Annotated in this window: 15 protein-coding genes and 1 pseudogene; 4 read left to right on the top strand and 12 right to left on the bottom strand. The window is 64.8% G+C overall.

What is annotated here, in order from left to right:
* Nucleotides 1-19: 19 nt before the first annotated feature.
* From serB to mfd, 8 genes and pseudogenes are all read right to left on the bottom strand, one after another.
* On the bottom strand, nt 20-961 hold the full coding sequence (gene serB / locus DRB87_RS13025) for a phosphoserine phosphatase SerB (protein ID WP_240755979.1): 942 nt from the start codon (nt 959-961) through the stop codon (nt 20-22).
* 129 nt (nt 962-1090) lie between these two features.
* Entirely contained in the window at nt 1091-2107 is a 1017-nt protein-coding gene (locus DRB87_RS13020) for a GlxA family transcriptional regulator (protein ID WP_130026200.1), read from the bottom strand.
* A 58-nt stretch (nt 2108-2165) separates the two neighbouring features.
* On the bottom strand, nt 2166-2732 hold the full coding sequence (locus tag DRB87_RS13015) for a cysteine hydrolase family protein (protein WP_130026199.1): 567 nt from the start codon (nt 2730-2732) through the stop codon (nt 2166-2168).
* Between the two features lie 157 nt (nt 2733-2889).
* Nucleotides 2890-3915 carry an ornithine cyclodeaminase family protein gene (locus DRB87_RS13010; protein ID WP_165385309.1) on the bottom strand — a complete coding sequence of 342 codons (1026 nt, stop codon included), beginning with the start codon at nt 3913-3915 and terminating at the stop codon, nt 2890-2892.
* A gap of 141 nt (nt 3916-4056) precedes the next feature.
* Complete coding sequence (locus DRB87_RS13005) at nt 4057-5085, bottom strand: threonine/serine dehydratase (protein WP_130026197.1); 1029 nt, start codon at nt 5083-5085, stop codon at nt 4057-4059.
* 103 nt (nt 5086-5188) lie between these two features.
* Nucleotides 5189-6475 (bottom strand): MFS transporter, encoded by a 1287-nt coding sequence (locus DRB87_RS13000; RefSeq protein WP_130026196.1) that lies wholly within the window; start codon nt 6473-6475, stop codon nt 5189-5191.
* A 218-nt stretch (nt 6476-6693) separates the two neighbouring features.
* Complete coding sequence (gene argE, locus DRB87_RS12995) at nt 6694-7887, bottom strand: acetylornithine deacetylase (RefSeq protein ID WP_130026195.1); 1194 nt, start codon at nt 7885-7887, stop codon at nt 6694-6696.
* Between the two features lie 179 nt (nt 7888-8066).
* Nucleotides 8067-11530: pseudogene (gene mfd / locus DRB87_RS12990) on the bottom strand (transcription-repair coupling factor).
* Between the two features lie 108 nt (nt 11531-11638).
* On the opposite strand from mfd, the gene ispD reads away from it, so the two are divergent.
* Entirely contained in the window at nt 11639-12361 is a 723-nt protein-coding gene (gene ispD / locus DRB87_RS12985) for a 2-C-methyl-D-erythritol 4-phosphate cytidylyltransferase (RefSeq protein ID WP_130026194.1), read from the top strand.
* Nucleotides 12362-12425: 64 nt separating this feature from the next.
* On the top strand, nt 12426-12947 hold the full coding sequence (gene ispF / locus DRB87_RS12980; protein ID WP_130026193.1) for a 2-C-methyl-D-erythritol 2,4-cyclodiphosphate synthase: 522 nt from the start codon (nt 12426-12428) through the stop codon (nt 12945-12947).
* 149 nt (nt 12948-13096) lie between these two features.
* Here ispF and DRB87_RS12975 read toward each other — a convergent pair whose 3' ends face one another.
* The 4 genes from DRB87_RS12975 to ompR form a co-directional block, all read right to left on the bottom strand.
* Entirely contained in the window at nt 13097-13624 is a 528-nt protein-coding gene (locus DRB87_RS12975) for a carboxymuconolactone decarboxylase family protein (protein ID WP_130026192.1), read from the bottom strand.
* Between the two features lie 59 nt (nt 13625-13683).
* Nucleotides 13684-14232 (bottom strand): peroxiredoxin, encoded by a 549-nt coding sequence (locus tag DRB87_RS12970; protein WP_017234080.1) that lies wholly within the window; start codon nt 14230-14232, stop codon nt 13684-13686.
* 230 nt (nt 14233-14462) lie between these two features.
* A complete protein-coding gene (locus DRB87_RS12965; RefSeq protein WP_130027858.1) occupies nt 14463-15803 on the bottom strand; it encodes an ATP-binding protein in 1341 nt (446 codons plus the stop codon).
* Nucleotides 15804-15983: 180 nt separating this feature from the next.
* On the bottom strand, nt 15984-16709 hold the full coding sequence (gene ompR / locus DRB87_RS12960; protein WP_017234082.1) for a two-component system response regulator OmpR: 726 nt from the start codon (nt 16707-16709) through the stop codon (nt 15984-15986).
* 169 nt (nt 16710-16878) lie between these two features.
* On the opposite strand from ompR, the gene DRB87_RS12955 reads away from it, so the two are divergent.
* Nucleotides 16879-17208 carry a hypothetical protein gene (locus DRB87_RS12955; RefSeq protein ID WP_240755978.1) on the top strand — a complete coding sequence of 110 codons (330 nt, stop codon included), beginning with the start codon at nt 16879-16881 and terminating at the stop codon, nt 17206-17208.
* Nucleotides 17209-17319: 111 nt separating this feature from the next.
* A complete protein-coding gene (locus tag DRB87_RS12950; protein WP_130026191.1) occupies nt 17320-19068 on the top strand; it encodes a DUF1800 family protein in 1749 nt (582 codons plus the stop codon).
* Nucleotides 19069-19104: the final 36 nt, after the last annotated feature.

Here is a 19104-nt window from a genome sequence, read left to right as displayed (position 1 = left end):
GCGCATCGCGCCGGCGATGTCAGTCCTTGCGGAACAGCGAGAGCAGGGCGTCCAGACCCGCGTAATTCAACGCGACGGACGCCTTCTCCCGCACCACGGGTTTTGCGCGAAACGCCACCGACAGCCCGGCGATGGCCATCATCTGCAGGTCGTTCGAGCCATCGCCCATGACGATCGCCTGAGCGGCGCTGGCGCCGAGCTGCGTCGCCACTTCGGTCACGGTGCGCGCCTTGACCTCAGCGTTGACGATCTCGCCGAGCACACGGCCCGTGAGCTTGCCGTCGACGATCTCCAGCGTATTGGCGCGGGCGACATCCAGGTTCAGACGCGCCTTCAGCCGCTCCGTGAAGAACGTGAAGCCGCCGGATACCAGCAGCGTGCGGATGCCGAGTGCCTGAACGCCGCGCAGCATGGTTTCGGCGCCGGGCGAGAGTTGGAGGCGTTCGTCGAAGACCTTTTCCAGCGCGCTCGCGTCAAGTCCCTTGAGCAGCGCCACGCGCCGCGTGAGGCTCTCGTTGAAGTCCTTGATTTCGCCGCGCATGGCGGCTTCCGTGATGGCCGAGACTTCCGCCTTCAGTCCACAGTAGTCGGCAATCTCGTCGATGCACTCGATGGTGATGAGCGTCGAGTCCATGTCCATGGCCACGAGCTTGAAGTCTGTGAGGCGTCGGTGGCTGTCGACAAGGACCGCGTCGACCTGGTGCTGCTGGGCAAACGTGCCCATCGCCTCGCGCAGGGCGGGTGTATCGACGACGTCGGCAATGCGCGCCGCACCCGGGGTGAACGTGACGTTCGCACCGGGCGCAAAGGCGCCGACCGCCGCTTGCAGGTGAGGCGGGAATGCCGTAGCGGGCAGGGTGGACGGGATGGACGGGGTGGGCGAGGTTGACGGGGTGGGCGTAGCGGACGGGGTGCCGCCCAGAATGACGAGGTCGTGGGCCATCTTGAAGTCGAGAGTCATGCGTTTTGCGTGCGACCCCCATTCTACCGGGTTGCGGCGAGTCGGCGCTGGTTTCGCGAGGATTCACCCGCGTTGGGCCGTCTCGGCCGTCCAACGTTCCCCGCACGCTTCGTCTGGCCTCTCCCGGCCTCAGCGCTCTCGGGCGATGCGCCGTGCGCGGCTCGGCGGGAGCGCGTCGAACTTGTGCCAGACGCGTCGCAGATGCCGGCTCGACCCGAAGCCGGTGCGCTCCGCGATGCGCTCCAGATCGAGCTGGCTGTTGCCGAGCATCTCGCGCGCCAGCGCGATGCGCAGCCGATGCAGATAATCGATGGGCGCGACGCCAGCGTGCTCGCGAAAGAGTCGGGTCACGTGCCGTTCGCTCGCGCAGGCGATGTCTGCCATGGAGGCGAGCGTCCAGTCTTGCGAGGGATCGGCGGCGATGGCGTCTTGCACACGATGCAGTGCCGGGTGCAGATGGTTGCGGCCTTCGAGCCATGGGGACAACTGCGGGTCGGCGCCCGCACGCCGGGCGTAGACGACCATCTGCCGCGCAACGGCCGCCGCGCACATCGGGCCCGTGGCATCGGCGATGAGTGTGAGCATCAGATCGAGGCCGGTGGTCACGCCCGCACTCGTCCAGACATTCCCGTCATGCACGTAAAGCCGATTGTCGGCCACGCGGGCGCTCGGCGCCAACGTGCGCAGGGCGTCGCAACTGCCGTGATGCGTGGTGCAGGCGCGGGCATCGAGCAGTCCCGCGCGCGCGGCGAGCAGGGCGCCGGTGCAGATGCAGGCCAGTTGATGCGTGGGGCGCACGACGCGCCGAAGCCAAGCGATGGCAAGGGCTTCGGCATCGTCGGTGGGCGCCGCCGCAAGATCCGGTGCCGTGCCGCTGTCTGCCGCCTGAACCGGCAGCGGCCTCTCGACCGTTCCCGTGACGACCAGCCAGGCGTCGTCGGGGATCTCGTCGGGCAATACCGCCAGCGGTGCGACGCACAGGCCGATCGAGGTCGCCACCGAGGGCTGCGTGCCGACGTATTGCAACACGAAGCGCACGTCGTCCTGCTGGTGATTGGCGATGCGCAAGGCTTCGGCGGGGGCCGCCACGTCGAGCAGCAGCGTGTCGGGCATGACCAGCAGGTAGACGGGTTGCAGACGCGACATGGCGGCAGGCGTTCAGGTCAGATTCGGACAGCAGGGGCAAGGCGGTTTGATCACGACATTACACCGCGGCGAGCGCTTCCTCAACCGTCACGATGCGCGCGAAGCGATCGACGAGCACCGTTTCCGTGCGCTCCTTCAGCTCCGCCACTGACAGCTCGCGTCCGGTGCGTGGGTGCTGCATCGGGAACGTGAGGGTGGCTTCGGTGACGAAGTCCACGGCGTAACCAGCGTCGGACGCGGCGCGCGTGGTCGTCTCGCAGCACTGCTCGGTACGGATGCCAGAGACGATCAGGCGTGTGATGCCATGTTCAACGAGCCACGCGCCGAGCGTGGAGCCGGCCAGAGCACTGTGCTTGACCTTGTCCACCGTGAATACCGGGGCAACGCGCAATTCTTCGAGCGTGCGAACGAAGCCGGATTCGCGCGAGAAGGCGCCCGACCCAATGTGGAAGACCTGCACGACGGGCACGCCGCGTGCCACCGCGCCGTCGATGAGCGCCTGCTGACGGTCGAAATACGCTGCGAGATCGTCTTCACGCCAATAGGGGCGTTGGCGAAACGATTCCTGGGCGTCGATGACGAGCAGGGCGGTGCGGGAGGTTTGGGCGGCTTGGCTTTGCGACATGAGCGACTCCGTGAGGTCGGGTGACGATGACGCCATCTTATGGCGTGTCCCGACGACACGACAGGCCGCCCACGGACCGGAACCGGACGGATCCAGACATTACGCTGGATGACCCGTCGACCCCGTGGACCGCCCTCGCGTCGGGCGCGTCCGGCGTTCAGATCGCGACGCGTGTGCCAATGCCCGCTGCTTGCGCGCGCTCGTAAAGCGCGGCGGCAAGGGCAACGTCCTGCGCGCCCATGCCAAGCGACTTGAACAGCGTGACGGCTTCGGGGTCGGAGCGCCCGGGGTGTTGGCCAATGACCAGCTCGCCAAGTTCCGCGAGCAGATCGGCCGGCCCGATGCGCCCCTCGGCAGCGGCGGCGAGATAGTCGCCGGATTCGTTGATCGTCGACTCGCGCCGGTCGACGAACAGTTGCGCGCGCGCCATGAGCGCCGTGTCGGCCTCGCGGTGACGCGGCGTGCTGCTGCCCACCAGATTGACGTGCGTGCCCGGCGCGATCCAGTCCGCTTGCAGCACCGGTTCCGTGGCGTTGGTCACCGTGACTACGATGTCGGCGTCGCGCACGGCCGCCTCGACGCTCTGCGCGGCTTCGAGGCGAAAGCCGTAGTTCGGCTGCTCCTTGTCGACAAACGCCTGTGCCGTGGCGAGCGAGCGGCTCGCCACGCGCACGTGCTGCAGTTCGCGCGCCGCGGCGAGTGCCGCGAGATGCCAGTGCGCCTGGTGACCCGCGCCGATCAGCGCGAGACGGCTGGCGTTGTGTCGGGCGAGCTGACGTGTCGCGAGCCCCGTCACGGCGGCCGTGCGAATGCCCGTGATCTCCGCCGCGTTCATGACCGCGAGGAGTTCCCCCGTCAGCCCGCTCATCAACAGGACGCAACCTTGATGCGGATCTTTTCCTTGAGTGCTATTGCCGGGAAAGAAGGTGCCGACCTTCGCCCCATAGACCGGCAGGCCGGACGCCGTGCCGCCCAGGAATGCGGGCATCATCCCGAGCATGCCCTTGGCCCCGAGCGCTTCCGGTGGGCGAATGATCTGACGCAACGGCAGGTGAATCTGCTCACGCGCCAGCGCGCCGAACATCTCGGACATGACGGGAATCGCGTCGGCCACGGGCATGAGCGTGGCGATTTGCGTGGCGTCGAGCAGCAAGACCGGTGGCGTGGGAGAGGTGGCGGACATGGGCAATCCTGGTGACGGTGCTGGAAAACGCCTGAAGCGGCTGGAGGCCGAGCAACGACGCGACCGTTGGGTCGCGTCGGGAAACGGCATGGCTGCGGCGTGGCTGTGGCGCGACGCTGTATGAAGGCAGCGCGAGGCCGCTCAGTCGTTCGCTTCCGCCGCGAGGGCGGCTTCGATGTGCCGGTTGAACGTTGCCGTGTCGGTATTGGTGCCGCACAGCAGGACGCCCACGCGTTTGCCCATGAGCTTTTCGCGCAGCGGCCCCATCAGCGCAGCGGTGGCTGCGGCACATGCCGGCTCCACGGCGAGCTTGAGTTGGCGGAACAGCGTGAGCATGCCCGCGCGCATCTCGTCGTCGGTGACAGTGACCAGTTCGTCGATATGGCGTCGGCATAGCGTGTAGCTGTACTGCTCGGTGTGCGGCGCCATGAGGCTGTCGGCAATGCCGCTCATCGGCCCCATCTTGATCGGACCGCCCGCGGCGAAGCTCTGTGCCATCGCATCGGCACCCGCCGGCTCCACGCCATACACCTTCACGTGCGGAGCGAACAGCTTGAACGCTGTCGCCACCCCGGCAATCAGCCCGCCGCCACCGATGGGCACGATCACGGCGTCGAGGTCGGGGGCTTGCTGCGCCCACTCGTAGCCGAGCGTGGCCGTGCCCAGCACGGTACGGTAACCGTTGAAAGGATGCACGAAGTAACGGCCTTCCTCCTGCTCCACGCGCTTGACCACCTCGAACGCCTCATGCACGTTCTCCGCCAATATCAGATCTGCGCCGTACTGGCGGCACAGGGAGGAGCGTGCCGGGCTGGCCGTCTTGAGCATGACCGTTTTGGCCCCGACGCCCATCGCGCGCGCAGCGTACGCGACCGCCACGGCATGATTGCCGGCGGATACGCACGTCACGCCCGCCTTGCGCTGCGCGTCGTCGAGCGAGAGCAGGTTCGAGAACGCGCCGCGCGCCTTGAACGTACCCGACGCCTGCAGCAGCTCGTACTTGAACGTCACCTGCGTGTCGCCCAGCGTCGGAAAGTCGCTGCGTGTGAAAACCGGTGTCGTTCGCACATAGGGGCGCAACTTTTCGTGGAGTGCGGCAATGGCGTCCCGGGTCGGAACGGGTTGCGTGTCGATGGTGTCGGCGTGCGGGGCAGGGGTCGGTTGCGTCACTTGGACATTGTCTCCGTAGTCGTGGAATCCCCGCAGGCCGCGACGCACACCGGTGAACGCGTGTGCGCCTCGGCGCCCGGAGGGCGCTGGGTCTTCGCTGAAATCAGCGCAGGCCGAGCTTACGGGTGCGCAGCAGCGCGGTAATGCTGATGAGGGCAGCGAAAATCAGATAAAAGCTCGGCGCGAGCTTGTTGCCGGTGGCGCCGATGAGCCACGTGATGATGAACGGGGCGAAGCCGCCGAACACCGTTGCTGCGATGTTATACCCGAGCGAGAGGCCGGTGGTGCGCACCTGCACCGGAAACAATTCCGTGAGCAGGGCGGGCAAGGCGCCGAAGTACGTCGTCATCAGCAGGCCGAGCACGATCTGGAACACCATCAGCGCGCCGAACGTCGGGTGCGCATCGAGGAGGCTGAACATCGGGTAGACCAGTACCAGCAATGCCACGGCGGCCGTGAGCATCGGTTTGATCCGGCCATGCGTATCCGACCAGTGGCCGACGATGGGCGCCACGATCAGTTGCACCACGCCCGTGAGCAGGACCGCCGAGAACGCGGCCGACGACGGCAGTCCCAGTTGCTTGACCGCATACGTCGGCATGTAGAGCACCAGGTAGGTCGCCACGGTGGCCATCACGACCACGCCGATGGCGAGCAGCAGCCGCTCCTTCTGACTCGCGAACGTGTCGCGCAGCGGGCTTTGCGTGGGCTCGATGTCGAGGAACTCGGGCGTCTCGTCCAGACGGCGGCGAATGTAATACGCGACCGGGCCGATCAGCAGGCCGAAGAAGAACGGCACGCGCCAGCCCCACGACATCATGGCCTCCGGTGACAGATTGCCGGTCAGCAGCGCGCCGAAGCCTGCGGCGAGCAGCGTGGTCAGGCCCTGCGAGGCGACCTGCCAGCTCGAGAAGAATCCGCGGCGTTTCGGTGCGTGCTCGGCGAGAAACGCCGTGGCGCTGCCGAATTCGCCGCCCGCGGAGAAGCCCTGCACCATGCGGGCGATGACGATGCCGACCGGTGCCAGCACGCCGACGGTGGCGTACGTCGGCATGAGCGCGATGAGCAGGGTGCCGACCATCATCATCAGAATCGACAGGGTGAGGGCCGCCTTGCGACCGGCGCGGTCGGCATAGGCGCCGATCACGATGGCGCCCAGCGGCCGCATGAAGAACGACACACCGAACGTGCCGAGGGTGAGCAGCAGCGATACCGTGTCGTTGCCGGTCGGGAAGAACAGTTTGGCGATGGTCACGGCGAAAAAACCGTACACCACGAGATCGAACCACTCGAGGGCGTTACCGATCGAGGCCGATACGATCACACGCCACGCGTGCGGGGAAGTGCGGGCGGCCGGGGCCGTCGCGTTGGGGGCTGCGCTTGCGCTCATGGGCGAGATCTCCAATACCTGTCTGGCGTACGTGATTGTTATCGTGCGGAGGAATGTCCTGTGCGCCCTTGCGATAGGCGTCTGCTACTGCGAACTACTCACTGCGTGCAAATTGCGAAAGACATGTTGCAAGGCAACGGGCCGCATCCGGCAATTGGCGGCATACGGCCCGGTCAAACGTTCGTCGATACGCCGGCCTGAGCGAGTCAGGCGTTGATTCATGCGCCGACGGTGTTGCTGCGGATCAGCTTGCGCAGGAACGACTCGCACTGCGCGATCTGTTCGAGCGACACGAACTCATTGGGCTTGTGGGCTTGTTCGATATTGCCAGGGCCGCATACGATCGACGGCACGCCTGCGCGTTGGAACTGGCCGGCTTCGGTGCCATAAGCAACCTTGCGCTTGTCGGTGTCCTTGGTCAGCGCGCGCACGAGTTGCGTGATGGCGTCCTGCTCCGAAGCGTCCAGCGCCGGCGCCGCGGCAATCCGCTTGAACTCGATACCCGCGTTCGGGTGCTCTTTCTGCATCTTCGGGATCAACTCGTCCGTGGCGTATTGCTGAATGCGCTGGAAGATGCCTTCGGCATCCACGCCCGGCAGGTTGCGGTATTCGAACACGAACTCGCACAGCGCCGGAATCGTGTTGAGGGCGATACCGCCCGAGATCGTGCCCGTCTGCGCCGTGGTGAACGGTACGTCGAACAACTCGTCGAACGGGCCGTTCTGCTTGAAGTGATCAGCCAGATCGCGGATGTAGCAGATCAGGCGCGCGGCGTATTCGATCGCGTTCGAGCCCTTCGGCGTGAGCGACGAGTGCGCCGCATGACCGCGCACACAGCACTGGTAGGCGTTGATGCCCTTGTGAGCGACGATCACGCGCATGCTCGTCGGCTCGCCGACGATGCAGCCGTCCGGGCGAATGCCGCGCTCACGCAATGCGGCGAGCATGACCGGTGCGCCCACGCAACCGATTTCCTCGTCGTAGGAGAACGCAAAATGGAACGGCGTCTTGAGTTTGGCGTCGCGCATTTCCGGCAGCAACGTCATGACCGAGCCGATGAAGCCCTTCATGTCGCACGTGCCGCGGCCGTACAGGTTGCCGTCGCGCACCACCGGCTTGAACGGATCGGTGTCCCATGGCTGACCGTCGACCGGCACCACGTCGGTGTGGCCCGAGAGCACGATGCCGCCCTGCGTGTTGCCATCCGCGGCCGGCAGCGTCACGAACAGATTGGCCTTGCGCTGGGTGGCGTCGTAAGACAGCCACGGCTCGACGCCAGCGTGCTTGAGGCTGTCGCGCACCGTCTCGATCAGGCCGAGGTTCGATTCGCGGCTGGTGGTGTCGATGCTGACCAGCTTCGTGATCCAGTCGAGCGATGCCGGCTGGGCCTCGTTGGCACCCTGCGGGGCGATGGCTTGGGGGAAGCGCTTGTCATTCGAATCTCCGGGAATCTCCAGTCATACGTTGCTACGTACCGGTACTGGGGAAATATTACTCAAAAACAATTTAGACGTAAAAGGTTGAGCGAACAACCATTCTCGTCAGGTGGGAAACTCTGCGTCGGGCGCGGGTTGGCCCGCGCATGCGAGTGTCAGGCCGCTTTCGCGTTCGGCGTGCCGAGCGCGCGCAGTGTCTCCTTGATCGCGCGTACGCGATCGGTCAGTTGCACGTGCTTTGCTTCGATGCGCAGCTTGTCCTGTCCCGCGAGCTTGATATGGCGATGCGTCTGCACCAGCGCGATGATGCGCATCGGATCGACGGGCGGGGTCGGCTCGAATTGCAGGGCGATGGCGTCTTCGCTCGCGTCGATCTTGACGATACCCAGTGGCTTGGCGAGCAGTCGCAGGCGGTGCGTCTCGATCAGCGCCTGCGCCTGTTGCGGCAGCTTGCCGAAGCGATCGACGAGTTCTTCCTGGATCGTGTCGATGGCGTCGGCGTGCGTGCCGTTGGCCAGGCGCTTGTAGAGCGAGAGGCGCTCCTGCACGTCGCCGCAGAAGTCGCTCGGCAAGATGGCCGGGACATGCAGATTGATCTCGGTGGTCGCCGAGAGTGGCGCGGTGAGATCCGGTTCGCGTCCGGCTTTCAGTGCGCTCACGGCGTCGGCCAGCATGTCGGTGTAGAGCTGGAACCCGATGTCGTGAATTTCGCCCGATTGCTTGTCGCCCAGCACTTCACCCGCGCCGCGAATCTCCAGGTCGTGCATCGCGAGATAGAAGCCCGCGCCGAGTTCTTCCATTTGCTGAATGGCTTCGAGACGCCGCTGCGCCTGCTTGGTCAACGCCTTCGGATCGTGGACGAGCAGATAGGCGTAGGCCTGGTGATGCGAGCGCCCGACGCGCCCGCGCAACTGGTGCAATTGCGCCAGACCGAACTTGTCCGCGCGATGCATCAGAATCGTGTTGGCGGTCGGCACGTCGATGCCGGTCTCGATGATGGTGGTACACAGCAGCACGTTGGCGCGCTGCGAGACGAAGTCGCGCATCACGCGTTCGAGATCGCGTTCGTGCATTTGTCCGTGCGCCACGACGATGCGGGCCTCGGGCACCAGGGCTTCCAACTGTGCCTTGCGGTTCTCGATGGTTTCGACTTCGTTATGCAGGAAGTACACCTGTCCGCCGCGCTTGAGTTCGCGCAGCATGGCTTCGCGGATGACGCCATCCTCTTCGCGGCGCACGAAGGTCTTGATCGCCAGACGCTTCTGCGGTGCGGTCGCGATGACCGAGAAGTCGCGCAGGCCTTCGAGCGACATGCCGAGCGTACGCGGAATCGGCGTGGCGGTCAGGGTGAGCACGTCCACCTCGGCACGCAGCGCCTTGAGGGCTTCCTTCTGCCGTACGCCGAAACGATGTTCCTCGTCGATGATGACGAGGCCCAGACGCTGGAACTGGATGTCGTTCGACAGCAGCTTGTGCGTGCCGATCACGATATCGACTTGTCCCTCGTTGATGGCCTTCACGCTCGCGTTCACTTCCTTGGTCGTCTTGAAGCGCGAGAGTTCGGCGATGCGTACCGGCCAATCGGCAAAACGATCGGAGAAGGTTTGCGCGTGCTGTTCGGCGAGCAGCGTGGTCGGGACCAGCAGGGCGACCTGCTTGCCGTCGAGCACGGCAATGAAGGCGGCGCGCAAGGCCACTTCGGTCTTGCCGAAGCCGACGTCGCCGCACACGAGGCGGTCCATCGGACGGCCGCTCGTCATGTCGCTCATCACGGCCGCAATGGCGGCCGCCTGATCCGGCGTTTCCTCGAAGCCGAAGCTATCGGCGAACTTCTCGTAGTCGCGCGGCGACAGTTCGAAAGCGTAACCGGAACGCGCGGCACGACGGGCGTACAGGTTGAGCAGTTCGGCCGCGGTATCGCGAATCTGCTGCGCCGCCTTGCGCTTCGCCTTTTCCCATTGGCCCGAGCCTAGCGCGTGCAGCGGTGCGGTATCGGGATCGGCGCCGCTGTAGCGCGAGATCAGATGCAACTGCGAAACGGGCACGTACAGCTTGCTGTCGCCCGAATATTCGAGATGCAGGAATTCGGTCTCGCCTTCGCCGAGATCCATGCTGACCAGGCCCTGATAGCGACCGATGCCGTGCTGGCTGTGAACGACCGGGTCGCCCACCTTGAGTTCGGCCAGATCTCGCACCATCGAGTCGACCGACGTTGCCTGCTCCTGGCGGCGCTTGCCGGCGCGGCGTGCGAGGCCCTCGTAAAGCTCGTTCTCGGTGATGAAGGCGAGATCTTCCGTCGGCAGCAGGAAGCCTGCGGCCAGCGGGGCGATGCCGATGGCAAAGCGCGCGTCGGACGTCAGGAAGTCTTCGAACGACTCGACGGACGGCGCATGCAGGTCGTTATCATGCAGCAGTTGCAGCAGCGTCTCGCGGCGGCCGGCCGAGTCGGCGCACAGCAGCACGCGGGCTGGCGTGCGGGCGAGGTAGGCGCGCAGGGCGGCCAGCGGGTCGTCGGCGCGGCGGTTGATGGCCAGCGGCGGCAACGGGATTGCCCAACTGCCGTCGCCCGGCGTGGGCAGTGTCAGGCGGGCGAACGGCTTGGCGAGCGTGAAGAAGTCCTGATCGAGCAGGAACAGTTGCTCGGGCGGCAGCACCGGCCGCTCGCGATCGTGCGACAGGAAGTTGTAGCGTTGACGCGTGTCGTTCCAGAAACGGTGGATGGCCGCATCGAGATCGCCCACGAACACCAGTTGGGCGTCGGCGGGCAGATAGTGGAACAGGGTGGCCGTTTCGTCGAAGAACAGCGGCAGGTAATACTCGATGCCGGCCGACGGCACGCCGCTGCCGATGTCCTTGTAGATCGGGCTGCGGGTCGGGTCGCCTTCGAACACTTCGCGCCAGCGCCCGCGAAAGGCGGTGCGGGCAGCGTCGTCGAACGGGAATTCGCGCCCGGGCAGCAGGCGGACTTCCTTGACCGGATACAGGCTGCGCTGCGTGTCGGGGTCGAACGCGCGAATGCTGTCGACGGTGTCGTCGAACAGATCGAGACGATAGGGCAGGGCCGAGCCCATCGGGTACAGGTCGATCAGTCCGCCGCGCACACAATACTCACCGGGCCGCATCACCTGGCTCACATGCTCGTAGCCTGCCAGCGTCAGTTGCGACTTCAGGCGTGCTTCGTCGAGCCGCTCGCCCTGCGTGAAGAAGAACGTGTAGGCCGCCATGAAGCTCGCGGGGCCATGCGGTAGAGCGCGGTGGTGGCGGGCACCAGGACGATGTCGCAGCGCTTCTCCCCGAGGTCGTGCAGGGTGGCGAGCCGTTCGGAGACGAGATCCTGATGTGGCGAGAACGTGTCGTACGGCAGCGTTTCCCAGTCGGGCAGCAGCCGCACTCGGGCGTCGGGCGCGTACCACGTGAGTTCCTGCTGCAGGCGCAGGGCATCGGTGGTCTGGGCGCACACGACGGCGAGCAACGGCAGGCGCTCGCGGTTGTCGTTGAAATAGCGGGCGATGAGCAGGGCGTCGCTCGAGGCGTGCGAGCCGGCAAAGGCGTAACGCTGTCCCGCTTTCACGAGCGGCACAGGCGCGGTATTACGGGATAGAGCGTTGGCGGCGGACATAGAGGAACGTTGCAGAAATGGCAAAGCACGGGGCTCCTTTCGCATGGGGCCCCGTGACAGTCAGCGTCTATTATAAAATCCCTGCTTTCCTCTTACCTGCGTTTTATTGTGAGCGACCGACTTTTTGCCGTCATCCCGTGTGCCGGGGCGGGTGTCCGCGCCGGGGCCGACGTGCCCAAGCAATACCGAAGCGTGGGCGGACGCGCCATGCTGCACTATGCGCTCGCCGCGTTCGACGCCTGTTCCGAGTTCGCTCAGACCGTGCTGGTGCTGGCGCCCGACGACAATCATTTCGACGGCAGGCGCTTCGGCCCGCTGCGTTTTGCGGTGCGACGTTGCGGCGGGCCGTCGCGGCATGCGTCGGTGCTCGGCGGGCTGCAGGCGCTCACCGAGTTCGGGGCGCAGGACAGCGACTGGGTGCTGGTGCACGATGCGGCGCGTCCCGGCATTACGCCGGCGCTGATTCGCGCGCTGGTCGAGGCGCTGCGCGACGATCCGGTCGGCGGCATCCTGGCCTTGCCCGTGGCCGATACGCTCAAGCGCGAGCAGGCGCCGACGGCGAAGGGCGAGCTCTCGGCCGTGCAGGCGACCGAGTCGCGCGACGGCCTTTGGCAGGCGCAGACCCCGCAGATGTTCCGCCTCGGCATGCTGCGTCATGCGCTGGAAGACGCGCTCGCCTCGGGGGCCGAAGTGACCGACGAAGCCAGCGCCATCGAACGGATCGGACACGCGCCGAAGCTCGTTCGTGGCAGCCTGCGCAACTTCAAGGTGACGTATCCCGAAGATTTCGCGCTCGCCGAGGCCTTCCTCGGCGCTGCCAAGTCCGTTTGAGGGCTCGGCACGCGCCGCAGCCCCGAAACGACGCCCCGCATTCTTTCGCATTTGGCGACTCTCCATGACTGAACAAGCTGTTTCTCATTCCCCGCTCGCGACGTTGTCGAAGCTGCGCATCGGCCAAGGCTACGACGTGCACGCCCTCGTGCCGGGACGCCCGCTCGTGATGGGGGGCGTGACGATCCCGTTCGATCGCGGCCTGCTCGGCCATTCGGACGCCGACGTGCTCCTGCACGCCATCACCGATGCCGTGCTCGGCGCGGCGGCGCTGGGCGACATTGGACGCCACTTTCCCGACACCGATCCCACGTTCAAGGGCGCGAACAGCGTGGTTTTGCTCCAGGAAGCCATGCGGCGCGTGCGTGAGCACGGCTATGAGATTATCAACGTCGACTGCACGGTGATTGCGCAGGCGCCGAAGCTCGCGCCGCATATCGCCGCGATGACGCAGTCGATTGCCGACGCGCTGGGCGTCACCGTCGGTCAGGTGAACGTGAAGGCGAAGACGAACGAAAAGCTGGGCTATCTCGGTCGTCAGGAAGGAATTGAAGCGCAGGCGGCAGCCTTGCTTGTTGCCGGCTGAGGTGATGGCGGCGCCGCACGCAACATCGTGACCGCCGCGCAGCACAATCCATCACGCACAACGGCGCTACCGGTTGAACCCGGTAGCGCCGTTGTCGCTTTGGCGGTTTGCGCCGGCCTCGGCGCGTGGGTGCGTCGGCGCTTGCGGACTCAGGCAGCCTCGGCGGCGATGACTTGCGCGGCGGCATTGACGACGGCGGCGATACGGCCGACGTCACGCAGTTGCGCGGTGCTCATCCCGTGCTCGGCGGCGAGCAGGTGGGCGTGCGACTGCACACAAAAGTGGCACTTGCCGACGATGGATGCCGCCAGTGCATACATCTCGAAACGGCGCTGATCGACGCCTCCGCGCGTGGCGTAGCCGTTCATGCGAAGCTGGGCCTTCTCGTTCTTCAGTTCGGCGTTGTCGGCCATCTCAAGATACGGATACCACGTATTATTCATGCCCATGAGCGCGGCAGCGGTCAACGCGCCTTCCAGCTCTTCGGGAGCGAGTACGCCGGATTCGCGAATCGCCTTGATGATCGGCTGGCTCTTGGCTGCAAAGGCGGCGGCGAGGGCCACACCCACGGCGTCGTTGCCTTCCAGCGAGGAGCGGACGATGGTGCCGTCGAGGTTCAGGCGGATGTCCTTGGCGTAGTCAGGGATTTGCGCCTTAATCGCGGTGATGAATTCCATAAATTTCTCCTATTGCTTTGGGCTGAAAAAGCCCGCTTTCGCGGGCTTCGAGACGACGCTTACAGCGTTGCACCGCCAACAGCGCGGTTGCACGGGCAGAGTTCGTCCGTTTGCAGACCGTCCAGAATACGCAGCACTTCTTCCGGGTTGCGACCGACGTTCAGGTTGTTCACCGAAACGTGCTGGATGACGTTGTCCGGATCGACGATGAACGTGGCACGCAGGGCCACGCCGGCGGCCTTGTCGCGCACGCCGAGTTGGTCGATCAGGGCGCCCGTCGTGTCGCCGAACGAGTAGTGATTCAGCTTGTTCAGGTCCTTGTGTTCGCGACGCCATGCCAGCTTCACGAATTCGTTGTCGCCCGAGCCGCCGAGCAGGACAGCGTCGCGCTCTGCGAAGTCGTTGGCCAGCTTGCCGAACTCAACGATTTCGGTCGGGCACACGAAGGTGAAGTCCTTCGGGTAGAAGTAAATGATCTTCCACTTGCCCGGGAACGAGGCTTCGGTGATCGTTTCGAAAGCCGAGACGCCGTTTTCTTCGTGGTTGTTGAAGCCAGGCTTGGCAGCTTCTACCGAGAATGCTTCGAGTTTGTCGCCGACAGTCTTCATCGATTGACTCCTAAATTAGTGCGGTTTATGTCGAGATGTCGCTGGGACATCGCAACCAGCAACTGACCGAAATCCGCTGATCCCGGTCAACCTATGCATCATACGCTATCGAATAATCGAGAGCAATAGTTTATTTTTATTCTGGGGATAGTTAAAACAAATCCCGTCGATAGGGTCGCGCTCAACATTGGGCGGGAAAGCCTTGAGCATAGACAAAATTCCGCAAACCGTTATTTAGCAAGCGGAAATGACACGATGATTTCAAGGCCTGGACCCGGCCGTACATTGTGCAACGAGGCGTGACCTTTGTAGCGTGTGGCGATGCGCTGGACGATTGCCATACCGAGGCCGGTGCCGTCTGCCTTTGTACGGGCGGTATCCACCCGATAGAACGGGCGGAAGACCAGTGTGAGTTGGTCCTCGGGGATGCCCGGACCCGTGTCACGCACGCGCATCTCCACGCGTTCGCCGAGAACGCGCGTCGTGATGTGGACGTTGGCGACATCGGTTTTGGCGTCGCGGCCATATTTGCGCGCGTTCTCGATCAGGTTCGTGAGCAGACGCTTGATGTCGGTGCGTTCGGCGAGAATGGGGGCAGCGTCGGCGAGTTCGGTGCTCAGGTTCAGGTCTTCGCGGCCCTCGAAGGCGAGTGCCGTGTCGCGGACGATGTCCGACAAATCGAGCGACTGCATCGTTCGCGATGCCGGACGGGCGTAATCAAGGAATCGGCCGATGATGTCGTCCATCTGTTCGATGTCGCTGATCATGTCGCGCTTGACCGTTTCGTCGGACGGACTCATCTCTGTTTCCAGTCGCAGCCGTGCCAGCGGAGTGCGCAGATCGTGCGAGATGCCCGCGAGCATCAGCGCCCGGTCGGCGTCGAGGCGTTCGAGTTCCTCCACCATCTGATTGAAGCTCCGGTTGGCCTCGGCGGCCTCGCCCATGCCGCGCTCGGGCAGTGGGTCGGGGCGTTGTCCTTCGCCGATGGCGCGAGCCGCGTGGGCCAGCCTGGCGAACGGTCGGTTCACGAGTGCGGTGATGAACGCGGCGCCGATGAGCGAGAGGGCCAGCGCGAACGTTCCCCAACTGAAGAGTTGAAGGCCGGTGGCCGTGTCGATCCGGTCCTGTTCGATGGCGACCCAATAGTCGTCTTCATCGATCTTGAAGCTAATCCACATGGCTGGAATCTCGTTGACCGAGGCGGCGATGACGGTGTCTGTCCCCAGACGGCGCTGCACGTCGCGCGCGATCAGCTCCTGCACCACGCCGCCCGGTTGTTTCTCGATCTTGTCAGCCGGCTCGCGTGGGTACACGCGAATCCCCTCGTTGCTCTCGAGATCCTGCAGCAGGGCGCGACGCAGATCGGGCTCCGAATAGAGCAGCGCGGTGCGCGTCAGCTTGACAATCGACACGAGCTGCTGCGCGACACGCTGCGCGCGCGGCTCACGCTCGATGACGCGAAAGCTCTGGTACCAGGCGGCCAGGCTGACGCCGATGAGCAGTGCGATGAGGAAGAAGGTACGCCAGAAAAGACCGCCGAACAGCCCGCGTACCATCCGGATCGGATGCATGGGGTTGCTCCGTCTAAAGCGTGACTTGCGCGAGTCGGCAGGCCCGACGTGCTGGATGGCAAGTGTCCGGACGAGAGGCGCGGTACGCCGTTGAATTCTGCGTGAGACAAGACCCAACGCCGGTGGGCGAGCGTGTCGCGACCGGCGTTGTTTTGTTGCTTGAGACGCGAAGGTGGACGATCACGCGCCACCGTCCGGAATGAACACGTAGCCGAGGCCCCACACGGTCTGGATAAAGCGGGGGCTGCCCGGATCCGGCTCGATCAGCTTGCGCAGACGCGAGATCTGTACATCGAGGCTGCGATCGAACACTTCGTATTCGCGCCCGCGTGCCAACTCCATCAGCTTTTCGCGCGACAGCGGCTGTCGCGGATGACGTGCGAACACCTTGAGGACCGAGAACTCGCCCGTTGTGAGCGCGATCTCCTGGCCGTTCTTCGTGAGCGTGCGCGTGGCGAGGTTCAGGGAGAAGTCGCCGAACTCGAACGTCTCCATGGTTTCGCTGGGTGCGCCGGGGAGTTCGGGCGGTGCCTGACGGCGCAGCACGGCGTGAATGCGCGCGACGAGTTCGCGCGGATTGAAAGGCTTGGGCAGGTAATCGTCCGCGCCCATTTCGAGGCCGACGATACGGTCGACATCCTCGCCTTTGGCCGTTAACATGATGATCGGCGTGCGGTCGTTGGCGCCACGCAGGCGGCGACAAATCGACAGGCCGTCTTCACCGGGGAGCATCAGATCCAGCACGAGCAGATCGAAACGCTCGCGCACCCAAAGCTTGTTCATGGCTGTTGCATTTTCCGCCACGAAGACATTGAAACCCTGTTCCCCGAGGTAACGACGAAGCAGGTCGCGCAGTCGCGGATCGTCGTCGACAACCAGAATTTTGGGAGAGTTTTTGTTTTCCATGCCACGTATCTTAGCCCGAAATGTTACGAACTGATGGGGCCGCCAAAGCGGGTTACAAAGGGTTACACAATTTACCCTACAGCTTGCGCGCTGACCATAGGCTGTGGGTACACTTGCACCCCTGCCAGGGGGAAAACCTGCCGCATGGCATGAAGGACATACGCACAAGATGAGATGGGCTGCTGAGTGGACGCTACTGATCGGGGGAATCATGCTCTGGGGACACCTGGGCGTGACGTATGCCCGTCCTGTCGCGCATTTCAGTGCGCAGTTGCATCGGGTGAGCGCCCCGCGCTTGCACCACGTGGGGCCTGCGCCATCGCCCCGTAATCCGACGAAGCGCGAGCCGTCGCAGAACGATTCCGGTGCTGCGCGCCGCAACGATGAGTTCCCGCCCGCGCCGCCGGGCCGTCGTCCCAATGGTCATATGTCGCCGGAAGACCGGCGCCTGCTACGGCAACATATTCAGGACGCCGTGCGCGAGTTGTACACTCACTAACGATAAAGACGCGCGCCCTCATGGCTGATGGTTCATGGATCGAGAGGGCACCGCAGCGTCGCCAAACGCTTCCCAAAAACGCCAGTGAAGTCACGATGACGTGAGCGTCCCATGAAGCCCACCCCAAACTTGCCAGCCTGCGTCGACGCCGGCTTTTTTTGCGCCTGCCGAAAGGGCATTGAGGCGACGAACGGTGTCAGGGCGATGATCGCCGTGCTGCGTCGCCTGCCGTCGTCGATGTCGTGGATGCCTGGGCGGCTGACGTCTGGTGTGCTTGCCGTCGTGTGGCTGGCGTGGCCGCTCGTCGGTCACGCGTTGCCGACGCGGCCTGCCGGCGCGGCGCATGCGGCGAGTGCGACGGCGCCACGCGCAACCGGGGCCGCCGGTGCTGCCGATGCCGTTGCCGATCGCGCGACGCGCCCGCTCACTGCCGACGACGCGCGCTATTTGCTAGCACGCACCGGTTACTCGCCTGACGCGCGCGAACTCGCCCCGTTCGTTGGACGCACGCGTGCGCAGGCCGTCGATCTTCTGTTGTCGCGAACGCGCCGCATGGCCGTGACGCCGCCGCCCGCCTGGGTTGAAGATCCGCCGCTGTATGGCGCGCCAGTCAAGTCCATGACAGTCGAGCAGCGTCGCGAGCTGAACCAGCGGCGCAACCGTATGGCGGCGTCGCTGGCGGCATGGTGGGCGCAGGAGATGGCCACGACGCCGTCACCGCTCACGGAGCGCATGACGATGTTCTGGCACAACCACTTCGTGTCGAGCGACGACAAGGTGCGTGAGCCCGTCATGCTTTATCGGCAGAACGTTTTGCTGCGCGCGAACGCGCTTGGCAACTTCGGAACGCTGCTGCATGCCGTGTCGAAGGACCCGGCCATGCTCGTGTATCTCGATGGTGCAGGTAGCCGTAAGGGGCGCCCCAACGAGAACTTCGCGCGTGAAGTCATGGAGTTGTTTACGCTCGGCGAAGGACATTACACAGAGCAGGATGTGCGCGAGGCGGCGCGTGCCTATACCGGCTGGGGCATCGATCGGGCGACGATGACGTATGTCTGGCGCCCCAAACTTCACGATGCGGGCACGAAGACGGTGCTGAACCAGACCGGCGACTTCGATGGCGACCAGATGCTCGACATCTTGCTGGCGCGTTCGGAGACCGCGACGTTCATCACCGGCAAGCTGTGGCGCGAATTCGTGTCTCCTACCCCGGAACCGGTGCAGGTGGAGCGTATCGCGAGCCGCTTTCGCGCGAGCGGCTACGACATTCGCGTGGCATTGCGTGCGTTGTTGCTGACCCCCGCTTTCTGGGATGCCCGAACCCGCGGGACGTTGGTCAAATCGCCGGCTGAATTCGTGACCGATACGGTGCGCGAGTTCGACATCGGCTACGACGATCCGCAGTTGCTGGCGCGGCAGATGCGTGTTCTCGGGCAGGACCTGTTCCGTCCGCCCAATGTGAAGGGATGGCCGGGCGGCGACGCGTGGATCGGCAGCACCACGTTGCTTGCGCGCAAGCAGTTTGTCGAGCGCATGTTCCGCGCGACGGAGAACGCGAATGCGAGCGGTGCGTCGATGGTGTCGCCGACCCTGTCGTTGTCGGCGCGAACGGGGATGCAGCGCATGGCGTTGGGAGCGGTGCCATCGATGGCGAGAACGGTGGCGGGCGTGCGCTTCGATCTGTCGCGCTGGCTGCAACCTTACGCGCTGGGGCCGGTCGACGTTCCAGACGCTGCGTCGCGCGAGGCTTTGCAGCGGGCCGTGTTGCCCCTCAAACCCGCGGCGCCGCAGGCCGCTGGCGTGAACAGCGCGGCCTACTTGCAGGGGTTGTTGATGGATCCCGTGTATCAGTTGAAGTGATGACTCGATAGCGAGCGGTAGGACAAGGGTGTGTCA

The sequence above is a fragment of the Pandoraea sp. XY-2 genome (assembly GCF_004193915.1).
Taxonomy (GTDB): Bacteria; Pseudomonadota; Gammaproteobacteria; order Burkholderiales; family Burkholderiaceae; genus Pandoraea; species Pandoraea cepalis.
This window is presented reverse-complemented; position numbering and strand designations above follow the sequence as displayed.

What these genes read in the sequence shown, in the direction of transcription:
- DRB87_RS13010 (WP_165385309.1), bottom strand. Translation starts at nt 3,915, where the DNA reads ATGTCCGCCACCTCTCCCACGCCACCGGTCTTGCTGCTCGACGCCACG.
- DRB87_RS12965 (WP_130027858.1), bottom strand. Translation starts at nt 15,803, where the DNA reads ATGCATCCGATCCGGATGGTACGCGGGCTGTTCGGCGGTCTTTTCTGG.
- ompR (WP_017234082.1), bottom strand. Translation starts at nt 16,709, where the DNA reads ATGGAAAACAAAAACTCTCCCAAAATTCTGGTTGTCGACGACGATCCG.
- ispF (WP_130026193.1), top strand. Translation starts at nt 12,426, where the DNA reads ATGACTGAACAAGCTGTTTCTCATTCCCCGCTCGCGACGTTGTCGAAG.
- DRB87_RS12950 (WP_130026191.1), top strand. Translation starts at nt 17,320, where the DNA reads ATGAAGCCCACCCCAAACTTGCCAGCCTGCGTCGACGCCGGCTTTTTT.
- DRB87_RS12955 (WP_240755978.1), top strand. Translation starts at nt 16,879, where the DNA reads ATGAGATGGGCTGCTGAGTGGACGCTACTGATCGGGGGAATCATGCTC.
- serB (WP_240755979.1), bottom strand. Translation starts at nt 961, where the DNA reads ATGACTCTCGACTTCAAGATGGCCCACGACCTCGTCATTCTGGGCGGC.
- DRB87_RS13020 (WP_130026200.1), bottom strand. Translation starts at nt 2,107, where the DNA reads ATGTCGCGTCTGCAACCCGTCTACCTGCTGGTCATGCCCGACACGCTG.
- DRB87_RS13015 (WP_130026199.1), bottom strand. Translation starts at nt 2,732, where the DNA reads ATGTCGCAAAGCCAAGCCGCCCAAACCTCCCGCACCGCCCTGCTCGTC.
- DRB87_RS12970 (WP_017234080.1), bottom strand. Translation starts at nt 14,232, where the DNA reads ATGAAGACTGTCGGCGACAAACTCGAAGCATTCTCGGTAGAAGCTGCC.
- DRB87_RS13000 (WP_130026196.1), bottom strand. Translation starts at nt 6,475, where the DNA reads ATGAGCGCAAGCGCAGCCCCCAACGCGACGGCCCCGGCCGCCCGCACT.
- DRB87_RS12975 (WP_130026192.1), bottom strand. Translation starts at nt 13,624, where the DNA reads ATGGAATTCATCACCGCGATTAAGGCGCAAATCCCTGACTACGCCAAG.